Source organism: Vibrio sp. Vb1166, from assembly GCF_033338695.1.
GTDB lineage: Bacteria > Pseudomonadota > Gammaproteobacteria > Enterobacterales > Vibrionaceae > Vibrio > Vibrio alginolyticus.
In genome coordinates, this window is sequence record NZ_JAWOTE010000001.1 from 314,873 (window position 1) to 334,249 (window position 19,377).

Consider the following 19,377-nt stretch of genomic DNA (forward strand, 5'->3'; position numbering starts at 1 on the left):
AATACCCCTCGTTCTTAGAGGGGAAAGAAAATGGACAAATCTCTGCAGCAATTTTTACTGGTTGCACGCTGCCAAAGCATCAGCGCTGCGGCAAGAATGGCAGGGTTAAGCCAGCCAACGGTAACAAGCAATTTAAAGAAGCTGGAAGAGAATCTCGGCGTAACGCTGTTTGAACGTCACCCTAATGGCATGGTGTTGACCGAATACGGGCGCATCCTCTATCGCCATAGCAACGCGATGCAGCATGAATACAACCAAATGATGCAAAGCATTGATGAGCGGAAACAGTACCAAGTCGGAAAAATTAAAATGGGTACTGGCGATGCGTGGTGGCCGCTGTTCGTCAAACAAGCACTCAATGACCATCTGACCAAGCAGCCATCGGCATCTACGCACGTCGAATTTGGCAACCACTTAGGCTTGATGGATTCATTAATCAACGAACAGATTGAATTCTTCATCGGCCACGAGATTGTCGGCTTGTCGTCTAAATGCGATGTTACGTTTATTCCGCTATTTCAAACGGTTGATGCCTATTTTGTTTCCCCAAACCATCCACTGCTAGGGAAAACCGTCACCGAAGAGATGCTGCACGAATACCCCGCTCTTTCGGTCACTTATGACGCTAAGAAATTCGCTCACGTCATCGATAACCCAATCCCGAAACAAAATGAACGCGAAAGGCAGCAACTGGATGACCGACCGACTTACGAAGTGGATTCTCTGCTCGCCAGTATTGATGTACTGAAAGAAAGCGTCGCGGTGATGTCTTATACCCGCCATCTGCAACCGTATTTGGAATCCTTTGGCTTACGATGCTTAACCATGGAAAACGAACCAAACCCTGGTACCGTCGGGATTTATCGCCACCGCCGAGAAACCTCTGAATCGCATCTAGATCTGATTGCTGGTATCACTCAGCGCGCTAAATTGCTCAACTAGAAAGTCCAAAAAAAGGCGAACTCTTTTCGGTTGATATTGGCGGCTTTGATAAATGACATGCAGATCCGCTTCAGCGCCTTGCGAAAAGGCGCTGAAGTTTTTCATATACCTATCCAAAACCGTAACTAAACGTTGTTGTTTTAGGTCTTGCTGAATATCTAAAATCGATTTCAACGCAATCCCCGCACCGTCCAACGCCCATTGTCGAATCACTTCACCATCATCAGAAAAGCGCTTTGGCGTGACCGTGATCGTTTGGTGAGACTCTTCATCTTTAAAGTGCCACGTTTTTAATTCTTCATTGCTGCGCACCATGGCTAAGCAGCGATGATCCGCGAGATCTTGTGGGCAGTTTGGGACACCTTGCTTCGCCAAGTAATCAGGTGACGCGCACAGCACGCGTTGACTCGACGCCAGCTTGCGCGAGATGAGATTGCTGTCCGCTAACTCGCCGTAACGAATCACCAAATCGAGCCCCGATTCAGCCAAGTTCGATAAATTGTCATTAAGATAAAGATAAGGCGTCACATCCGGATATTGCTCAGAAAAAGCCGACACCATCGGCGAAATAATTTGTTTGCCAATATCTCGTGGAGCTGAAATTTTCAACGTTCCGCGCACTTCCGAAATACCCGTTTGCAGCAAGTTTTCCGTCTCTTTCACGCTATCAATGATGTTCAGACAAGCTTGATGGTACATTGCCCCTGCGTCCGTGAGTGATACATGGCGTGTGCTTCGGTTGAGAAGCTTTACGCCATAGCGTTCTTCTATCGCTTGCAGCCTTGCCGTTACCGTCGCCGGAGACAAACCTAACTCCCTTCCCGCTGCTGCCAGACCTTGATGTTTAACGATGCTGACAAACAACGTCATATCCGAAAACTTATCCACCTTCGCGCCCTTATTATTTGGAAAAACTGAACAATCAATTCAGATATAACCCAATTATCAAATTAAGTCGAATCCATATACTGACCCTATCGACATTGTTTAGACACAGAACGTTATGTGACAGGGCAAAGTTAAACGCCGTAACGCTGTTCAACGCACAACAACACGCCCTGCCCAGCCAGAGATAGGAAACAAAAAATGAAACTGTACATTTATGAACATTGCCCCTTTAGCGCCCGCGTCCGTTTTGTCGCAGGCATGCTGAATATTCAGCTCGACGTCATCAACATTGCTTATGACGACGAGAGCACCACCACAAACATCATCGGCGCAAAACAAGTTCCTCTTTTGATCAAAGACGATGGTGAAGCGATGGCGGAAAGCTTAGACATCATCAACTACTTCCTTGAATTGGCATCTTCCAATGAAAGCAGCCAACCCTCAGCACCGGTTTTAGACTGGCAAAAACAAGCGTTTTTACCGCTACAAAAAGTCGGGTATCCGCGTTGGTCAAACATGACGTTACCGGAATTTGCAACAGAAAGCGCTAAACAAGCATGGCGTGCAAAAAAAGAAACCGAAGCGTTAAATTTTGAAGCCTTGATTAACGATACACCAACGATTGCGAAAGAAGTCGCCGCTTTGATAGAACAAACCAAACCCTTGCTCAACCTAAGTTCAGAAAAGCAAACATCACTGGTTGATCAAGCCATTATGTTCTCCATTTTGCGCGGTTTCTTCAGTGCTTCCGAAGTGCAATGGGATTCAGCCGTACTTCACTGGATGGCAAGCGCTCGTAAAGCGACCAACGTGCCAGTGCTTATCTGAGGAGCGCAACATGAAACAAAGAACAAATAAGCTGTTTGAACCAGCTCAACTGAAAGCGTTGTCACTACAAAACCGTATTGTCATGGCACCAATGACTCGCGCACGCACCACTCAGCCGGACAACATCCCGAATGAGATGATGGCAACGTATTATCAACAGCGCGCTTCTGCCGGGCTGATCATTTCCGAAGCCACACAAATTTCGGACGATTCTCAAGGCTATTCGTTCACCCCTGGCGTTTACACCGATGCGCAAGTGGCGGGCTGGCAAGGTGTGACCAAAGCGGTCAAATCACAAGGCGCAGCGATGTTTTGTCAGCTATGGCATGTGGGCAGAGTCTCTCACCCAACATTCCAAAATGGTGAACAGCCTATCGCACCATCTGCGCTCGCTCCGGTAGAGACGCAAGTTTGGATTGCAGATGAACAAGGCAACGGCAATATGGTCGATTGTGTTGAGCCACGCGCCATGACACAAGCGGATATCAACCGAGTTGTCGGTGATTTCGCGAACGCAGCCAAACGCGCCATTGAATCGGGTTTTGATGGTGTAGAAATCCACGGCGGGAATGGGTATCTGATCGATCAGTTCTTAAGAACCAACTCAAACCATCGAACAGACAACTACGGCGGTCCACGAGAAAATCGTATCCGTTTTCTTATCGAAGTAGTGGAGGCAGTTATCGCCTCTGTTGGAGCGCATCGAGTTGGAGTGAGACTGGCACCATTCATTACGTTTAAAGATATGGACTGCCCAGATATCGTGCCAACAATCTTGGAAGCATCAAAGCAACTACAGGAGCGCGACATTGCCTACTTGCACTTGTCCGAGGCCGATTGGGCCGATGCACCAACCATTCCAGAGACGTTTCGAGTCGAACTTAGAAAGCGCTTTCGCAACGCTATCATTGTCGCAGGTCGCTACGATCCTCAACGAGCAAACGAAGTATTAGAGAAAGGCTACGCGGATCTTGTCGCATTCGGACGGCCATTCGTAGCAAACCCAGACTTAGTCTCTCGCTTGCAACATCACCATCCGTTGGCAGAACTCGATGGCTCAACGTTGTTTGGCGGAAACGAACGAGGCTACACCGATTACCCTGCTCTGCAACAGGAATGCGCAGAACAGGCCTAACAAAAAAAGCCCCAACCTAGCTGCTACGGTTGGGGCTGTCACCAAACTAAAATTGGTTTTAGCTAGCTTAATCTGGCTAAGAGTTAAATCACTTCTAACGCGCCGCTGCGCCAAGGTTCGATAACCACTTTGATGTGGTCATTTGGCGTCATTAACTTTGTAAATGCGTCTTCGACACCATCGATTCCCACTTTGGCGGTGAGCATTTTCTGCCAAGGCAACTTATGTTCGGCAATCGCTTGTAGGCATTGCTCAAACTCGTGCGGTTGGTAGTAGTAAGAGAATCTCAAATCGAGCTCTTTTACCGTCGCGTACGCGTAGTTGATGATTGCGGGTGTAGTATGGATACCCGAGATGACGATTCGCGCTCGGGCAGGAGCGCGGCGCAGAAAATCGTCAATCAAGGTATGCTTGCCCACACACTCATAAATGACCAGACGTGAGTTCATCGCGTACTGTGCCCCGACGGCGATCTCGTCTTCCTTGGTCGGGTTGATCAATCGACTTGCGCCAAACTCACTAGCAAGTTGCAGTTTCTCTTCCTGAAGATCGACCGCAAGAATATTGCTCACGCCACGTTGTTTCAGTGCAGCAATCACAGCCAGCCCTATAGGACCGCAACCGACAACCAGCGCGGTTTCTTCCGTCTCGATTTCACTGCGATTGACCGCGTGCAAACCGACCGCCAGTGGTTCAGTCAGTGCCGCCGCCTCAGATGGCATTCCGTCTGGGACAGGTAGCAATAACGCTTCATCAAGCAGGAAGTACTCAGAGTAAGCGCCATAAGTACCCGGAGTAACACCAACGCCCGCGCCATTTTGGCTGAGCAACATCGGCACTGAGGTGACTCGGCTACCAACGGACAACGTTTGCTGCGTATCGGCACCGTATTCGATAATTTCCGCACAGAACTCATGCCCCAACATCACTTGAGCGTGCTCACCGGCTTCATCAGGCATCAACCCGAGCTGGTGGAATACATCAAATACCTCATCCGCGTGTCGAGTAATGTGAAGGTCGGAGCCACAAATGCCACAGGCAAGGCTGCGAACCAACACTTGTCCCGCTGCAGGTTTGGGGATTTCGACTTGCTGCAGGCGGACACTACCATCCTGCATTATGATACTGTTCATCTGTTGCATGGGGTTACTCCGCTAGCTCATCGCTTAGGCCAGCAATCGCACCCGGTTTGATATAGCGCGCAGTGAAGCCTTGCGCTTTGGCAGCGGCAACCACAACTTGCTCAATCCAACCTGCATCCATGATGTTGATGAAGTTACCCTCGTCGTCAAAGTTAATGTTCGCACCTTGGATCACCATAAAGCCATCTGCACCACCCGACTCTTCTGGACAGTGAAAGGTATGAATCGAACCGCCCGGCTCATATAAGTAGCTACCAGAAGTTTGGACTTGATCTGGGTACTCAATGTAGTGCCAAGCGCCACTCAGCGTATAGAAATGCACCACGCCAGTGTGGAAGTGCTTAGGCAGAGTGATACCCGGTTTGAATTTGGCACGAATCACCCAAGTACCGTTTTCTGGGTCAAGAAACAACGGGTAAACATCCACACCCGGTAACGAGTCTTTGATGAGCGACTCCTCATTGGTATTAAGAGTTAATAAGAAATCTTGGTGCTGAATAACTTCTGGTAATGACATAACTTACATCCTCGCTATTGCTGTAATGTGGCGTACTCGCCTATCCCATAAGTGGGTACTTAAAATTCTCGAAACCGTCAGATGCGCTGATGGTACAACCGTTGATACAGTTGGCTTTCTCGCTGACCAGAAACGCCACCACATCAGCAATCTCTTCTGGTTGTGTGAAGTTTTGACGCATCTGTTCTTTGCGGATGTGGTCCCACAGGCCAATCTCTTCGTATTGCCTTAACATCGGAGTATCAACGCGTCCCGGAGCGACAGCGCAAACACGAATACCCAATGGTGCGAGTTCTAATGCGGCGCATTTGGTCATCATATCGACTGCGGCTTTACTGACGCTGTAGGTAAAGGTCATCTCAGACGCCATTCGTGCGTAAACAGAAGAAGTATTGAGGATCACGCCCGGCGTGCCTTGCGCTTGGAATTGTCTTCCAGAGGCAAGAATGCCGTAGTAAACGCCATTTTGGTTGACCTTAGAGATCGGCTCAAAATCGGCAATTGGGTCGTGGTCAAGCAGAGGTTTCGGTGCACCGATGCCCGCGTTGTTGACCATGATGTCAAGCGAGCCAAACTGTTCGACCGCGCACTTCACCATAGCTTCAACTTGTTGGTAATCGGTGACGTCCGCGACAAAGGTTCCCAACTGCTTTGAGTCAAAACTTGTGTACATTTGCAGTGATTGCTCTGAAATATCGACAGCAAGCACTTTGGCTCCTTGCTCTCTTAGCTTTGCAATAATAGCTTGCCCAATTCCACCCGCAGCGCCAGTCACGATGGCAGTTTTATTGATAAGTTCCATACAGCTTCTCATCCATGCGTTGTTGTTATCGAAATGTAACTTAGATCAACTCACTGGCACTCACTTGACCTTTTACGAAGTAAATTTGATACATTGCGATTTACAACCTGTTAACATTTAAAAATCGAGACATGTATATCGTACGAAGTGGCGCTGCCGATAAATTTGATAGCTTGGTTTCCGAACTGGGGCAGAATCCGGTTGAGATTATGGCTGCCGCCGGGCTGTCTGCGGCGCAGTTTCGCAATCCCGATACGTATCTCGCTTATCCAAGGTTGGCGGAATTGCTGGAGGAAGCGGCTGCTCGTTGTAAGCAACCGCTGTTTGGTGCGTTGCTCGCCGAGCGCCAAAACCTGCAAAGTTTAGGTGATTTGCCGATGTTGGTTTCCCGCGCAGAAACGGTCGGTGAAGCCTTGGTGCGGGTGAATGATTTTCTCTATCTGCATTCGTCAGGAGTCACTCTCAACATGACTCCACAAGATGATTGGGTACGGTTGTCGCTCAATATTGATGTGCACAGCGAACGCGGTATCGCGCAGTTGATGCAGTTGAGTGTGTCGCACTTAGCCATGTTTGTTACGAGCTTACTTGATATTGAAGCGAGCCACTTCTCTTTACACCTCAACCAACACGCCAGCTTCGAGGCAGAACAGAGCGCATTTGCCCAGCAGAACAAACTGCGTTTCGGTGATAAGTTTGACGGTATCCTACTTAAAGCGAGTCTACTTAACGCTAAGAACCACCAAGATGAAGACGCACTAGAGCGCCATTTTCAGCAACACCTCAAAGAGCTGCAGACCCGTTACCCTAATAATCTCAGTGACCAAGCGGCAAATATGATTGGCCGTCTGCTCTCAACCGGAGAATGCAGCGTTGAGCGCGTTGCAAGAGCATTGGACCTGCATCCGAGAATGCTGCAAAACAAGCTGAAACAACAGGGCACAAATTATCGGCAGCTTTTACAACAAGTGCGTCAGGATTTCGCCGAACAGCGATTGCATGAGAATATTCAGAGTATTACCGATATCGCGTTGCAACTGGGCTATGCAGAAACTGCGGTCTTCAGCCGCCACTTTCGCCGTTGGACGGGGAAATCGCCGAGGCAATGGCGACAAGAAAAAACTCAGTTACAAACGTTTAAGTCCATCAGATAAAAGCATAAATAACCTATCGCTCAAACCAAAAAATGTGAGGTGGGAGGGTTGGTATCGAGAATTTCAGCAATCACAGATAACCCGTGTTTGATGTAGCCTCGGTTTGTTTCTGCTCCCAAACTGATTCGCACGTAAGGCATTGGCTGATTAGTATCGAGAACAAACGGTTTGTATCCCGTGATCTGCACCCCTGAACGCTTAGCCGAAGCAACCAGATCATCGCTATTCCACTGCTCGGGTAGTCTCAACCAAATGTGCTGTCCATTCGGGTGCGAGCTATAAACATGCCCTTCTAAAGCGGCTTTTGCTATTCGCTGTCGCTTAGCAAACTCATTGACTTGAAAGCGAATAAGTCGATTTAACGTACCGTTTTCGATCCACAAATGGGCGACTTCAAATGGTAATGGAGTCGCGGACCAACTCGTTGCCGCTAAACGACCAATCGCGTGCTGCAAAAAATGACGTGGGACCGTCAGATAGCCAGTGCGCATGCCTGGCGCTACAACTTTGGTTAAACTGGTGACATAGAAAGCTTGTTCGGGTAACAATGTGGCAAGGGGTGGGACACGGTTAGGTTCTAGTGCTCCATACACGTCATCTTCAATGACATAGATGTCGTATTGCTGCGCAATATTCGCTATCGCCTCTCGGCGTTCAACATCCATATGCGCACTAGTCGGGTTAGCCATGCTCGGTGTGCAACACAATACCTTGATTGGTTTGTGTTTACATGCCCATTCAAATGCATCCGGCGTTATACCAAACTCATCCATTTCAAGTGGTTGCAACTTAAATCCAAGCATTCTCGAGCGAGAGATCAAGCCATGATCAACCAAGTGACCACAAGCAACTAAATCACCGTGTTCAACAACTGTGCTTAAAGCCAACGTTAAACCATGGCATGCTCCATTTGTGAGTAATATTTGATCGCCACCCACATCCAGCCCTTGGCTACTTAGAAATCGTGCTCCTGACTCAATATGATGAGGCTGACCTGTTACCGGCTTTGCTTTACTGATCAAACCACGATTGTTTGTTTGCCCAGCAATCTCCATTAACGCCTGATTAAAAAGCGTAATGTGGCGATCGGTCACCACCGGATGTGCAATCGACATATCAATTTCATCCGGCGTTTCTTTCATCTCTTGTGTCAGCATGAACTCCGTGTCCGTACTTTCATCCACAAAACCTGATTTGACAAAAGTACCATTCCCAACCCAAGACTCGATCGCCCCTTTTTTCTCTGCATAACCATATGCATGGCTCACCGTTTGTACGCTGACGCCAATTTGTTCTGCAAACTCACGATGTGTGGGTAATCGAGTCCCCGGTTTTAGATAACCACTGCGGACACATTCGACAAGATAGTTACCAATGGAGATGTATTTAGCGATGCCTGGCCGAATGATCGGGTTCAAAGAAATTGTCATGACACAATATTTTAATTGATTCATTTTTAACCTCATTGTAACTTCCATTTAACAATTGGCGAACTTTAACTCACAAAACGAGGTGAAATGCACAAAAATAAACCACAATTGTAATGATTGACATGAAATGTATGGGTTAAACAAACATGTTAAACAGCATCGTTCAATCCAAATACAACCCCAGAGGTAAATTGCAATCATTTTTAACGCAGATCTGGCTAGCTGGTAGAAGGTAGAAATACCTCAGCGTCTCCGAAGGCCCATAAGGCGTCGGATTTCTAACAAGGAGAAAATATGAGAGGCGTTGCTTTGCATTTTACACTGGATGAGTTCCAGGATCGGTTAACGAAAGTTCGGCAATCGATGGAAGAAAGAGAATTGGATGTCCTTATCATTCATGACCCTTCTAACATGGCGTGGCTAACAGGCTATGATGGGTGGTCTTTTTACGTGCCACAATGTGTCGTTGTTGGTCCATCTGATGAACCCGTTTGGTTTGGACGCTGCCAAGATGCCAACGGAGCATACAGGACTGCGTATATGTCGGCAGAAAACATCACCTACTATCCAGACCATTATGTAATGAATCCGCCGCTACACCCGATGGATTTCCTGGTCGAAGCCGTACTGGCTTCGCGCCTTTGGGATCGTGGTCGCATCGGCGTAGAAAAAGATAACTATTACTTTAGCGCCACCGCTTACGAATCACTCACTACGCACCTACCGAATGCTCAACTTCTCGATGCAACTGGACTAGTCAACTGGTGCCGCGCCGTTAAATCCGATCAAGAACTGGCGTACATGTACCGTGCCGCTCGCATTGTTGAAAATATGCACCGCGTCGCGTTCGACATGATTGAACCAGGATTACCGAAACACCACCTTGTTGCCGAGATTAACCGCCAAGCCGTGCTCGGGCATGAAGACCACTTTGGCGATTACACCGCGATTGTGCCGCTTTTGCCATCAGGTTCTGATGCTTCCGCACCTCACCTGACTTGGGATGACAGACCCTTCAAGAAAGGCGAAGGGACGTTTTTTGAAATCGCAGGGGCGCACCGCCGTTACCATTGCCCACTCTCACGCACTATTTTTCTTGGCGAGCCTGACGACAAGTTCAAACGAGCCGACGAAGCCCTAACTTTAGGACTTGAAGCAGGCCTAAAAGTGGCAAAGCCCGGAAATACCTGCGCCGACATCGCCAATGCACTAAACCAGGTTCTCGATAAAGCGGGATTCTCACGCGAAGGCGCCCGTTGTGGCTATCCAATAGGTTTGAGCTACCCGCCAGATTGGGGGGAACGAACCATGAGTTTGCGAGACACCGATAAAACCATCTTGAGAGAAGGCATGACATTCCATTTTATGCCGGGACTGTGGTTCAAAGATTGGGGGTTAGAAACAACGGAAAGTATCGTCATTACCCATGATGGAGCAAAAACGCTGTGTGACTTTCCACGCCACTTATTTGTTAAACACTAATTTTTCAAACCTCAGGCTCTGTTGAGCTAGGTCTGAGAACTAAAAGGACTTGATATGCAAAAAAGCTCGATCACAGCCACCATAGACTTTGACCGAGAAGGTGTACAGCACGGCTTTTTAACGCTGCCCTATTCACATGACGACTCCGCTTGGGGAAGTATTATGATACCTATCACCGTGATCAAAAATGGTCACGGACCAACCGCACTGCTTACTGGCGGTAATCACGGAGACGAATACGAAGGCATCACCAGCCTGCTAAAATTGACGAACTCGCTTCAGGCAGATCAAATCCAAGGTCGTGTCATTATTGTACCCATGATGAACTTACCTGCGGTACAAAATGCCTCACGTACGTCGTTTATCGATAAGGGGAATTTAAATCGCAGCTTTCCCGGCAACCCCATAGGCACAGTGACCGAGAAAATTGCGGATTATTTTACTCGTTACCTAGTTCCTAAGTGCGATTTTGCGTTAGACATTCACTCAGGTGGTAAAACGTTAGATATCGTTCCGTTCGCCGCTGCCCATCGTCTCAACAATCTCGATCAAGAAGAAGCCTGCATATTAGGTGCAAAACTGTTTGGCGCACCTTACACCATGATCTTGCTCGAAATGGACGCCACCAGCCTGTATGACACTGCCGTGGAGTCTCAGGGAAAAATCTTTGTTACCACCGAACTAAGAGGAGGCGGAACCAGCACTCCAGAAACCATCGCTTATTCCGACCGTGGCATTCGCAACTTCTTGCGCTTCTCAGGCAACTTGCCCGGTGACTACGAACAACCAACCCAACCAACTAAGTTATTAGATATGCCTGATGCAAGTTGTTATGTGCAAAGCCAACACCACGGCATCACAGAATACTTATTTGATCTTGGCGATACCGTCAAAAAGGGCGATGTATTAGTGAGAATCTTCTCGACCGAGCGCACAGGTACCGCCCCCGTTGAGTACAAGTCACAGCGCAATGGTATTTTCGCGGCACGTCGTTTTCCTGCTATGGTGAATATCGGTGACACTATCGCAGTTATAGCCGAAGACTGCGGCGAGATAGGCTGATTGAAAAGCCAACTAAAGAAATCAAAACAAATGGCATACCAGAAGCAAACTGGAAAGCACCTTATAACAGCGACCAGTCATCAGCCTTTCATGAAATGATTAGTATTCAACAGGGAGACTCATAATGCGCCTCGATCGCTACGACGTAAAAATTCTACAAATACTTCATGATAATGGTCGTATCACCAAATCTCACCTTGCCGAGGCCATCAACCTATCCGTGAGCCCTTGCTGGGAGCGCGTCAAAAAACTGGAAGAAGCAGGCATCATTGAAGGCTATGGAGCAAAAGTAAATACCGATATTTTGTTCAAACGAACGTCGGTTATGGTTGAAGTTACGCTCAAAGAACACAACGCCCAAGCGTTCAAACGCTTCGAGCAACTGGTTCAACATTCACCAGAAGTCACTGATTGCTATGCCACGGGCGGTGGTGTCGATTACATCCTTAAAATTCAGTCAGAAGATATCGACCAATATCAGCGGCTTATCGACAACTGGTTAGACTCAGATGTGGGCATTGAGCGCTACTTTACTTACATTGTGACAAAAACAATCAAACGTGATGCGGACACATTCGAAGTAAACCAAAACGCTTTGTTATAAAAGGGAAAATGCGTATCAGGCGTGAACAGAAAAAACACCATATTTAACGGCACTAAAAAGAAAGTTCTGACGTTTTAAACCTCGGTATCAGAAATTATTTCGGTCACTTCTCCATTACAGTTTCATTATGGACAACGATGCTGGGAGAAGGACTCATGACAGCACTGCACAGCTTACACGCTGAAGAATTAAAAGCCTCGCACGACATGATGGCGATAATGAAAGACGTACGTTTGGTGAGAGGTTTAGCGTACGTGAATGGCAAATGGGTAAGTGGTGATCAATTTCATCCGGTGGATAATCCAGCAGATGGCACGGTCATCGGTTACATCACTAAGCTATCTCAGCAACAACTCTATCAAGCGATTGATGAAGCCGACCAAGCCTTTCGTCAATGGCGAAAAATGCAAGCAGAAGAGCGCGCTGAAATTCTCATGCGTTGGCACGACCTGATTCTAGAATCAAAGCAAGATCTTGCTCATTTGATGGTGATGGAGCAAGGAAAAACACTAGGTGATGCTGTAGGTGAGATTGACTACGGCGCATCCTTTGTTCGTTGGTTTGCCGAAGAAGCACGCCGCAGCTATGGTGAAACCATCCCAAGTCATATTCCGAATGCGCAGCTATCAACGGTGCGCGAGCCAATTGGTGTCGCAGCACTGATTACGCCTTGGAACTTTCCTAATGCCATGATCACACGCAAAGCCGCTGCCGCACTAGCAATAGGCTGTCCGGTGATCATTAAGCCCGCCAGTGAAACGCCTTTTTCTGCGTTAGCGTTGGCAGAGTTATCAGACCGAGCTGGCTTTCCACCTGGTGTATTTAACGTGATCACTGGCGATGCGGTGATGGTGTCACAAACCTTGTGCCACTCCGATAAAGTCAAAGCGCTCTCGTTCACAGGCTCAACTCGAGTAGGCAAACTATTGCTACGCGACGCGGCACAAACCGTGAAGAAGTGCAGTATGGAGCTAGGTGGTAACGCCCCTTTCATCGTGCTGCCAGATATGGATGTCGAGCAAGCAGCCAAAGCCGCCGTGGATGCGAAGTTTCAAACCGCAGGACAAGACTGCTTGGCCGCAAACCGTATTTTCGTCCCTGACGATAAGTACGAAGCATTTTTGGAAGCATTTGCCAAAAAAATGAGCCACATCGTTTTGGGCAGTGGCTTAGACGAAAAAACCACCATGGGACCGCTTATTAATCGCACTGCGGTGGATAAAGCGCATGATTTGGTGCGTGACGCGCTCGACAAAGGCGCACGATTGGTAGCGGGATACCACCAGCCCGTACCAGGCGAAAACTTCTTCGCGCCGACATTGCTAGCCGATGTCACCCCTGAAATGGCGGTGTATCGCGAAGAGAATTTTTGTCCTGTGGCAGGCGTATTGCCTTACCAAGACTTAGATACCGTGATTGAAATGAGCAACGACACTGAGTACGGCTTAGCTGCCTATGTTTATGGTCACGATATTCACCAAATTTGGCACTGCATGCGCGGTTTGGAGTTTGGCATGGTGAGCGTGAACTCCGTCAAAATGACAGGGCACCCTATCCCATTCGGCGGCGTGAAACAGTCTGGTCTTGGACGAGAAGGAAGCCGTCACGGATTTGAAGAATACAGTGAAATCAAATACTGCTGCTTAGGCGCTTTACCAACCGTCAGTGGCAGTTGAGGCACGAAATATGGATATCCAATTATTCGAGGAGAAGGATCATGAGTAACAAAACCCAACAACTTTTAGAGATCGATCGTCAGAGAGTATTTCATGCCTCAACCCACCTGAAGCAGTATGCGGCCGGGGAGCTTCCGGGAAGAATTATCTCGAGCGGAAGCGGAATACGCATCACCGATTCAGAAGGCATCGAGCTGATAGACGGCTTTGCCGGGTTGTATTGTGTAAACATTGGCTATGGCAGGACCGAAATGGCCGATGCGATTTATGAGCAAGCCAAAGAACTGGCGTACTACCACACTTACGTCGGTCATACGAACGAAGCGCTCGTGACACTGTCAGATCGCATCATCAAAATGGCGCCTGAAGGCATGAGCAAAGTTTACTACGGCATGTCAGGCAGCGACGCGAACGAAACTCAACTTAAGTTGGTGTGGTATTACAACAATGCTCGTGGTCTACCAGAGAAGAAAAAAATCATTTCGCGTGACCGCGGCTACCATGGTTCAAGTATCGCGTCCGGTTCAATGACAGGTTTGCCGCTGTTCCACGCCCATTTTGATTTACCACTTGAGCGTATCAAACACACCATCGCGCCATATTATTATCGCCGTGAAGACGAGAGTATGTCTGAGCTTGAATTCTCTCAATATTGCGCAGATCAACTCGAAGCGATGATCTTGGAAGAAGGCCCAGAAACGGTAGCAGCAATGATTGCGGAACCAGTGCTCGGTACTGGCGGTATTGTGCCACCACCAGCAGGGTACTGGCAGGCGATTCGCAAAGTACTCGACAAATACGATGTACTCTTGATTGCGGATGAAGTGGTGTGTGGCTTTGGTCGCCTCGGCTCCGATTTTGGCTCACTCCACTACGACATGAAACCAGATCTCATCACGGTAGCGAAAGGGTTAACCTCAGCGTATCAACCGCTGTCTGGCGTGATCGTCGGTGAACGAGTTTGGAGTGCGCTAGAAAACGGCACCGACCAATGGGGTGCTATCGGACACGGTTATACCTACTCTGGTCACCCAATGGGAGCGGCAGCCGCGAACTGCAACCTCGATATCATTGAACGTGAAGGCCTGGTGCAAAACGCAGCCGAAGTCGGCGCTTACTTGCAGCAACGCATGGCGGAGACGTTTAACGATCATCCATTGGTCGGTGATACTCGTGGCGTTGGCTTGTTGCATGCGTTGGAGTTTTCTTCAGACAAGCTCCGCCGTGCACACTTTGATCCAAACTTGAAAGTAGGCCCGCAAATCGCGGCGGCCTGTTTAGAGCAAGGCTTAATCGCTCGCGCCATGCCACATGGTGACATCCTCGGATTTGCTCCACCGCTTATCGCGAACCGTAACGATATAGACACCATTGTCGACAAAGCGCATCAAGCGGTAAACAAAGTGATGGATAACCTCGTCACATCTAAACAGTGGCAGCCATAACCCACCTAGATTTCAGTAATGCTCGCGGGCTTTGGAGAAGGCCCGCTTTGCACTTTCCATTAAAGAGACAACAAGCCAACCAAACATTTTAGACCCATAGAAAGCACTATTATTTACTACAAGTGGCAATAGTGGGTAAAATGCCCAAAATTGCGCACTAACTGGATGAAACATGGCAAAACTTACCCTTCAAGAACAAATGCTGAAAGCTGGCTTAGTTAATGAAAAGAAACTAAAGAAAGCGAAGAAAGGCTCAAAAAAATCACGCGTTCAAGCACGCGAAGTAAAAGCGGCGGTTGAAGAGAATAAACGCCAACAGTTAGAGCGTGATAAACAATTGAGCGAGCAACAAAATGCTGAGCGATTAAATAAAGAGATCAAAGCGCAGATCAATCAATTGATTGAGATGAACAAGATCGACTTAAAAGATGGCGACATCAAATACAACTTCACTCACGGTACGCTAGTGAAATCACTTTATGTAGATTCACTTATCCGCGAGCAGTTGATCAAAGGTATTTTGGCAATCGCAATTGTTGGTGAAAGCTATGTTGTCATTCCACGTGGAGTAGCGAATAAAATTGCTCAACGTGATGAGTCCGTCATCATCGAACAGAAAGAAGCAGAATCTGACATTCCAGCAGAAGACGATCCATACGCAGATTTCGTCGTGCCTGACGATTTGATGTGGTAACAATAAATAATCGATGCATCAACGAAAAGAGCCGCTGATGTAACATCAGCGGCTCTTTTTATAGAAAAATAATCTACAGAGATGATGTGTTGTTATTGCTTACTTAGTAGCAAATTCGCACCTGATGCTGCTAAAAACAACGAACATCCGCGATTGAAACGTTTCGCCATTTTTGGATTTGAAAACCAGTGTCTCAAGTACAAACCAAAGATGGCATAGATTGAAATGGCGACCATTTCTAATATCAAAAACGTGGAGCCAAGGGCAAAAAACTGCTCTTGAACGTTGGCATTGGCATCAACAAATTGCGGCAAGAATGCAGTAAAAATAAGTATCGCTTTCGGGTTGCCAGCAGCAAGCGTAAATTCTTGCTTCGCAAGTCCTGCGTAATTGCGCGAATTGTCCAAGTCAGAGATCGGGCTGGACTCTGAACGCCAAAGGTTGAACGCAATCCACAGTAGATACAGCGCCCCTACCAGCTTTATTGCCAAAAATAGCATTTCTGACGTATACAAAATCACAGCCAGACCTGATGCAGACAACGCAATCATCGCTGAAAAAGCAGCAATTCTGCCTAAACTGGCCGTAAACGCGGCCCTAAAGCCGTAACAACGAGCATTATTCATTGCCAATAAATTGTTTGGGCCTGGAGCCATATTTAGAGCAAAGCAAGCAGGGATAAAAAGGAGAAGCTGCCAAATATCCATAATAAAATGGTCTTAGTGAGTGATTTTGATCGGTACCCTAACATCTGTTAATAAAGTGAGTAAACCACAAACCGATCTTAAAGCAACTCAGCATCAAATCGTGCCGTGCGAGCTTGAACTAACGTGCAGTTCGTTTCAGCCATCAGCTCCGCTAAGGTGATGTTTGGGTTTTGTCTCACCAAACGTATCAACTTCACGTCCAAAGGTTCCAATTTGTCTTGGTGAGCAAGTAGAGCTTGTTCGATCTTGTTGATCGCAAATCGCATCGTCTCTGCTTCTTCGTTTTTGAGATGCTCTAAAAACGCTTTTACATCCAAAGCCTCGCCTGAGATTTGCCAATGACGAGATCGTCTAATTCGCTTAAGATCGCACTGTTTTTCTGCTGCGAGTGTTTTCGCTCGCTTGGCATGGTCGCCCCCAATACGGTGAATCAAGGATGGGAGCGAAATCGTAATCTTCGTCTCTTTCATGGCCTTTTCTTTCATCGCCTTAGCCCTCAACCACCGACACATTCTCGCCAACCCAAGCCAACAACTGTTTTGCCGCTTTGGATAACACCTGATTTTGACGCACGATGTAGCCGAAATCAGTGTTTGGAAAACTTGGCAAAGGCGTAACTTCTCGAGAAAGCTTTAATCTCGGATCGAGCGAAAAATCCGGCACAATAGCAGTCCCAAACCCCGCTTCCGCCCAGTCGATTTGTGCTTCCACACTGCCCACTTCCATCACGCGATGCTTAGGCAGATTTAGTTCAGGTAAAGACGCATCAATCAGCTCTCGGGTTCGAGTATCGTGCCCTAGCAGGATCAGCGTCTGGCTCTCTTTTCGATTGTCTTGCCACTCAAAAATGTTATCGCCAAACGCACACCAGTGAATTTGCGTGAGAGGCGTAAAATGCAGCGGTTGACTCTCTTTTTGTGCGATAACAAAGCCGATATCGGCACGCGCACTTTTCACCAAATCCACCGCTTGAGAAGATGTGGTATTGAACAATGCCAAGTCGATCCCCGGATATTCACTTTTGAATTGCTGAAATGGTTTGATAAGCAGTAAACGTGAAACAATATCGCTCGCCGCAATAGAAAGCGTCCCCTGCGTAAGATCGTTGATGGCATTGAGATCCGACTGACAAATTTGCAGCTCATTAAGCATCCGCTGCGCCGTAGCTAACAAACGCTTCCCCGCTTGCGTCAACTGCACAGGATTTCGCTCAATCAATTTCGTGCGCGTGGCTTGCTCCAGCTGCTTGATATGCAAACTTACGTTCGGCTGTGTCATGTGGAGTTCCGTCGCTGTTTTACCAAAGTGTTTTACCTCTGCAAGAGTTACGAAGGTTCGCAGCCAGTTCAAATCTAACATTGCCAATTCCGATATGAGATTCTTATCAAGTTAATGAGTATAATTAATTTCTCTTATTATGGCGAACACCTTAAGATTTTTGCATCTGTTTTTGGAGATTAAATTATGTCGTCTATCGTTGTTGTGGGTGCAAACTGGGGTGATGAAGGCAAAGGCCGCATCGTTGACTTTTTGGCAGAGCAAGCTTCTGCGAGCATTCGTTTCCAAGGTGGTAACAACGCGGGTCACACCGTGGTTAACGATCTAGGTACGTTTAAGCTGCACCAGCTACCAAGTGGCGTATTCAACCCAGACTGTTTGGCAGTGTTAGGTCCGGGTATGGTTATCAGCCCTGCGTTGCTGTCTCAGGAGATTGCGGAAGTTGAAGAAGCAGGCGTAAAAGTGAATATGTGCATCTCTGATCGCGCAACACTGTGTCTACCGCTACACGCACTAGAAGATACGCTAGAAGAACAACGTTTAGGCGACAAAGCATACGGTTCAACTCGTCAAGGTATTGCACCTGCTTACGGTGACCGCGTAATGAAGAAAGGCATCCTAGTTGGTTGGTTGAAGCAACCAGAAGTATTGGTTGAACGCCTTCAATTCATGATGGATTGGAAACTGCCGCAACTGCGTGCACTTTACCCGACGTTCGAGTTTGAACAAACCGCTGAAGAACTGGCGAACTGGCTGCTAGAAGTCTCTGCACCTTGGCGCGATTCAATTTGCAACGTAACGCTTCCTCTAAAAGAACTACAAGCGAAAGACAAAACTCTATTGTTCGAAGCGCAGCTTGGCGCGGGTCGTGACCTTGTTTACGGTGAGTACCCTTGGACAACATCTTCTAACGTTGTATCAATGTACGCGGGTATCGGTAGTGGCCTTCCGGCACTGCGTCCTGAACGCGTTATTGCGGTTGCAAAAGCCTTCAGCTCATCAGTGGGTACTGGTACGTTGATCACTGCAATGGAAGAGCAAGACGCTTTCCGCGAACTTGCTGGCGAGTTCGGTGCAACTACGGGTCGTCCACGCGACATGGGCTACTTCGACGCAGTCGCTACGAAAAATGGCGTTGAACTGCAAGCAGCAACTGAAATTGCACTAACGAAAGTAGACTGTTTGACTGGCCTTAACGATCTGAAAATCTGTGTTGGCTACGAAGGCGACCACAGCGAAAACCCAATCTGGCCTCAAACTGCCTCTCTTGCGCCAATCTACGAGAAGATGGAAAGCTGGAGCGAGGACATCACAGGTTGTCGTAAGTTTGAAGAGCTTCCAGTAGCAGCACAGAAATACGTTCTACGCATTGAGGAACTCATGGGCGTACCAGTAAAAATGGTGTCTGTGGGTCCTGGTCGTGAACAAATGATTATGCGATAAGATGTGAATTAACACATCATTGGCAAGCGGCTTTTATCTGTTCCGGGGTAAAGCCGCTTTTTTTTACACTGTAAACTTTGGAAAATTGCACGGCTAAATTCATGTTTAATAACCTCATCACGAGACTCCTACCTCCTTTATTTATAAA

At 47.7% G+C, this 19,377-nt stretch carries 19 protein-coding genes; 11 read left to right on the plus strand and 8 right to left on the minus strand.

Features of this window, described 5'->3' with window-relative positions; all coding sequences use genetic code 11:
• Window positions 1-30: 30 nt before the first annotated feature.
• Window positions 31-942 carry a LysR family transcriptional regulator gene (locus tag R7E51_RS01295; protein ID WP_017819828.1) on the plus strand — a complete coding sequence of 304 codons (912 nt, stop codon included), beginning with the start codon at window positions 31-33 and terminating at the stop codon, window positions 940-942.
• On the opposite strand, the gene R7E51_RS01300 is transcribed toward R7E51_RS01295, so the two are convergent.
• Complete coding sequence (locus R7E51_RS01300; protein ID WP_021035930.1) at window positions 895-1,830, minus strand: LysR family transcriptional regulator; 936 nt, start codon at window positions 1,828-1,830, stop codon at window positions 895-897. The genes R7E51_RS01295 and R7E51_RS01300 overlap by 48 nt on opposite strands.
• Before the next feature lie 198 nt (window positions 1,831-2,028).
• On the opposite strand from R7E51_RS01300, the gene grxB reads away from it, so the two are divergent.
• Together grxB and R7E51_RS01310 are read left to right on the plus strand one after the other, a co-directional pair.
• Window positions 2,029-2,658, plus strand: a complete 630-nt coding sequence (grxB, locus tag R7E51_RS01305; protein ID WP_206957463.1) for a glutaredoxin 2 — start codon at window positions 2,029-2,031, stop codon at window positions 2,656-2,658.
• A gap of 10 nt (window positions 2,659-2,668) precedes the next feature.
• Window positions 2,669-3,793 carry an alkene reductase gene (locus tag R7E51_RS01310; protein ID WP_017819825.1) on the plus strand — a complete coding sequence of 375 codons (1,125 nt, stop codon included), beginning with the start codon at window positions 2,669-2,671 and terminating at the stop codon, window positions 3,791-3,793.
• A gap of 83 nt (window positions 3,794-3,876) precedes the next feature.
• Here the strand turns inward: R7E51_RS01310 and R7E51_RS01315 are convergent, their stop codons facing one another.
• The 3 genes from R7E51_RS01315 to R7E51_RS01325 are packed head-to-tail and all read right to left on the minus strand — an operon-like array spanning window position 3,877 to window position 6,254.
• Window positions 3,877-4,935, minus strand: a complete 1,059-nt coding sequence (locus R7E51_RS01315; RefSeq protein ID WP_017819824.1) for a zinc-binding dehydrogenase — start codon at window positions 4,933-4,935, stop codon at window positions 3,877-3,879.
• Between the two features lie 4 nt (window positions 4,936-4,939).
• Window positions 4,940-5,452, minus strand: coding sequence for a 2,4'-dihydroxyacetophenone dioxygenase family protein (locus tag R7E51_RS01320; protein WP_206957461.1), 513 nt, complete (start codon window positions 5,450-5,452; stop codon window positions 4,940-4,942).
• Window positions 5,453-5,492: 40 nt separating this feature from the next.
• Window positions 5,493-6,254 carry an SDR family NAD(P)-dependent oxidoreductase gene (locus R7E51_RS01325; RefSeq protein WP_017819822.1) on the minus strand — a complete coding sequence of 254 codons (762 nt, stop codon included), beginning with the start codon at window positions 6,252-6,254 and terminating at the stop codon, window positions 5,493-5,495.
• A gap of 131 nt (window positions 6,255-6,385) precedes the next feature.
• Here R7E51_RS01325 and R7E51_RS01330 point away from each other — a divergent pair, with 131 nt between their 5' ends.
• Window positions 6,386-7,408, plus strand: coding sequence for a helix-turn-helix domain-containing protein (locus R7E51_RS01330; protein WP_017819821.1), 1,023 nt, complete (start codon window positions 6,386-6,388; stop codon window positions 7,406-7,408).
• Window positions 7,409-7,428: 20 nt separating this feature from the next.
• On the opposite strand, the gene ehuR is transcribed toward R7E51_RS01330, so the two are convergent.
• On the minus strand, window positions 7,429-8,862 hold the full coding sequence (gene ehuR, locus R7E51_RS01335) for a MocR-like ectoine utilization transcription factor EhuR (protein ID WP_017819820.1): 1,434 nt from the start codon (window positions 8,860-8,862) through the stop codon (window positions 7,429-7,431).
• Window positions 8,863-9,132: 270 nt separating this feature from the next.
• On the opposite strand from ehuR, the gene doeA reads away from it, so the two are divergent.
• From doeA to R7E51_RS01365, 6 genes are all read left to right on the plus strand, one after another.
• Window positions 9,133-10,320, plus strand: a complete 1,188-nt coding sequence (gene doeA, locus R7E51_RS01340) for an ectoine hydrolase DoeA (RefSeq protein ID WP_017819819.1) — start codon at window positions 9,133-9,135, stop codon at window positions 10,318-10,320.
• A gap of 54 nt (window positions 10,321-10,374) precedes the next feature.
• Window positions 10,375-11,382: a N(2)-acetyl-L-2,4-diaminobutanoate deacetylase DoeB gene (doeB, locus tag R7E51_RS01345; RefSeq protein WP_115386511.1), complete on the plus strand. Its 1,008-nt coding sequence runs from the start codon at window positions 10,375-10,377 to the stop codon at window positions 11,380-11,382.
• A gap of 124 nt (window positions 11,383-11,506) precedes the next feature.
• The gene (locus tag R7E51_RS01350) at window positions 11,507-11,986 is read left to right on the plus strand and encodes an Lrp/AsnC family transcriptional regulator (RefSeq protein ID WP_033906328.1); all 480 of its coding nucleotides are present in this window, start codon (window positions 11,507-11,509) and stop codon (window positions 11,984-11,986) included.
• Between the two features lie 155 nt (window positions 11,987-12,141).
• A complete protein-coding gene (locus R7E51_RS01355) occupies window positions 12,142-13,662 on the plus strand; it encodes an NAD-dependent succinate-semialdehyde dehydrogenase (protein WP_206957459.1) in 1,521 nt (506 codons plus the stop codon).
• A gap of 41 nt (window positions 13,663-13,703) precedes the next feature.
• On the plus strand, window positions 13,704-15,107 hold the full coding sequence (locus R7E51_RS01360) for an aspartate aminotransferase family protein (RefSeq protein WP_053307194.1): 1,404 nt from the start codon (window positions 13,704-13,706) through the stop codon (window positions 15,105-15,107).
• 172 nt (window positions 15,108-15,279) lie between these two features.
• A complete protein-coding gene (locus R7E51_RS01365) occupies window positions 15,280-15,801 on the plus strand; it encodes a DUF2058 domain-containing protein (protein WP_053307193.1) in 522 nt (173 codons plus the stop codon).
• A 92-nt stretch (window positions 15,802-15,893) separates the two neighbouring features.
• Here the strand turns inward: R7E51_RS01365 and R7E51_RS01370 are convergent, their stop codons facing one another.
• The 3 genes from R7E51_RS01370 to R7E51_RS01380 form a co-directional block, all read right to left on the minus strand.
• Window positions 15,894-16,508: a LysE family translocator gene (locus R7E51_RS01370; protein WP_017633575.1), complete on the minus strand. Its 615-nt coding sequence runs from the start codon at window positions 16,506-16,508 to the stop codon at window positions 15,894-15,896.
• Between the two features lie 77 nt (window positions 16,509-16,585).
• Entirely contained in the window at window positions 16,586-16,978 is a 393-nt protein-coding gene (locus R7E51_RS01375) for a ribosome recycling factor family protein (protein WP_017819813.1), read from the minus strand.
• A 19-nt stretch (window positions 16,979-16,997) separates the two neighbouring features.
• The gene (locus R7E51_RS01380; RefSeq protein ID WP_005373812.1) at window positions 16,998-17,867 is read right to left on the minus strand and encodes a LysR family transcriptional regulator; all 870 of its coding nucleotides are present in this window, start codon (window positions 17,865-17,867) and stop codon (window positions 16,998-17,000) included.
• Between the two features lie 105 nt (window positions 17,868-17,972).
• Here R7E51_RS01380 and R7E51_RS01385 point away from each other — a divergent pair, with 105 nt between their 5' ends.
• The gene (locus R7E51_RS01385; RefSeq protein ID WP_005373814.1) at window positions 17,973-19,229 is read left to right on the plus strand and encodes an adenylosuccinate synthase; all 1,257 of its coding nucleotides are present in this window, start codon (window positions 17,973-17,975) and stop codon (window positions 19,227-19,229) included.
• Window positions 19,230-19,377 lie beyond the last annotated feature (148 nt).

What these genes read in the sequence shown, in the direction of transcription:
- R7E51_RS01365 (WP_053307193.1), top strand. Translation starts at nt 15,280, where the DNA reads ATGGCAAAACTTACCCTTCAAGAACAAATGCTGAAAGCTGGCTTAGTT.
- R7E51_RS01385 (WP_005373814.1), top strand. Translation starts at nt 17,973, where the DNA reads ATGTCGTCTATCGTTGTTGTGGGTGCAAACTGGGGTGATGAAGGCAAA.
- R7E51_RS01360 (WP_053307194.1), top strand. Translation starts at nt 13,704, where the DNA reads ATGAGTAACAAAACCCAACAACTTTTAGAGATCGATCGTCAGAGAGTA.
- R7E51_RS01355 (WP_206957459.1), top strand. Translation starts at nt 12,142, where the DNA reads ATGACAGCACTGCACAGCTTACACGCTGAAGAATTAAAAGCCTCGCAC.
- doeA (WP_017819819.1), top strand. Translation starts at nt 9,133, where the DNA reads ATGAGAGGCGTTGCTTTGCATTTTACACTGGATGAGTTCCAGGATCGG.
- R7E51_RS01310 (WP_017819825.1), top strand. Translation starts at nt 2,669, where the DNA reads ATGAAACAAAGAACAAATAAGCTGTTTGAACCAGCTCAACTGAAAGCG.
- ehuR (WP_017819820.1), bottom strand. Translation starts at nt 8,862, where the DNA reads ATGAATCAATTAAAATATTGTGTCATGACAATTTCTTTGAACCCGATC.
- R7E51_RS01350 (WP_033906328.1), top strand. Translation starts at nt 11,507, where the DNA reads ATGCGCCTCGATCGCTACGACGTAAAAATTCTACAAATACTTCATGAT.
- R7E51_RS01380 (WP_005373812.1), bottom strand. Translation starts at nt 17,867, where the DNA reads ATGTTAGATTTGAACTGGCTGCGAACCTTCGTAACTCTTGCAGAGGTA.
- R7E51_RS01320 (WP_206957461.1), bottom strand. Translation starts at nt 5,452, where the DNA reads ATGTCATTACCAGAAGTTATTCAGCACCAAGATTTCTTATTAACTCTT.
- R7E51_RS01295 (WP_017819828.1), top strand. Translation starts at nt 31, where the DNA reads ATGGACAAATCTCTGCAGCAATTTTTACTGGTTGCACGCTGCCAAAGC.
- R7E51_RS01375 (WP_017819813.1), bottom strand. Translation starts at nt 16,978, where the DNA reads ATGAAAGAGACGAAGATTACGATTTCGCTCCCATCCTTGATTCACCGT.
- R7E51_RS01330 (WP_017819821.1), top strand. Translation starts at nt 6,386, where the DNA reads ATGTATATCGTACGAAGTGGCGCTGCCGATAAATTTGATAGCTTGGTT.
- R7E51_RS01325 (WP_017819822.1), bottom strand. Translation starts at nt 6,254, where the DNA reads ATGGAACTTATCAATAAAACTGCCATCGTGACTGGCGCTGCGGGTGGA.
- doeB (WP_115386511.1), top strand. Translation starts at nt 10,375, where the DNA reads ATGCAAAAAAGCTCGATCACAGCCACCATAGACTTTGACCGAGAAGGT.
- R7E51_RS01315 (WP_017819824.1), bottom strand. Translation starts at nt 4,935, where the DNA reads ATGCAACAGATGAACAGTATCATAATGCAGGATGGTAGTGTCCGCCTG.
- R7E51_RS01370 (WP_017633575.1), bottom strand. Translation starts at nt 16,508, where the DNA reads ATGGATATTTGGCAGCTTCTCCTTTTTATCCCTGCTTGCTTTGCTCTA.
- grxB (WP_206957463.1), top strand. Translation starts at nt 2,029, where the DNA reads ATGAAACTGTACATTTATGAACATTGCCCCTTTAGCGCCCGCGTCCGT.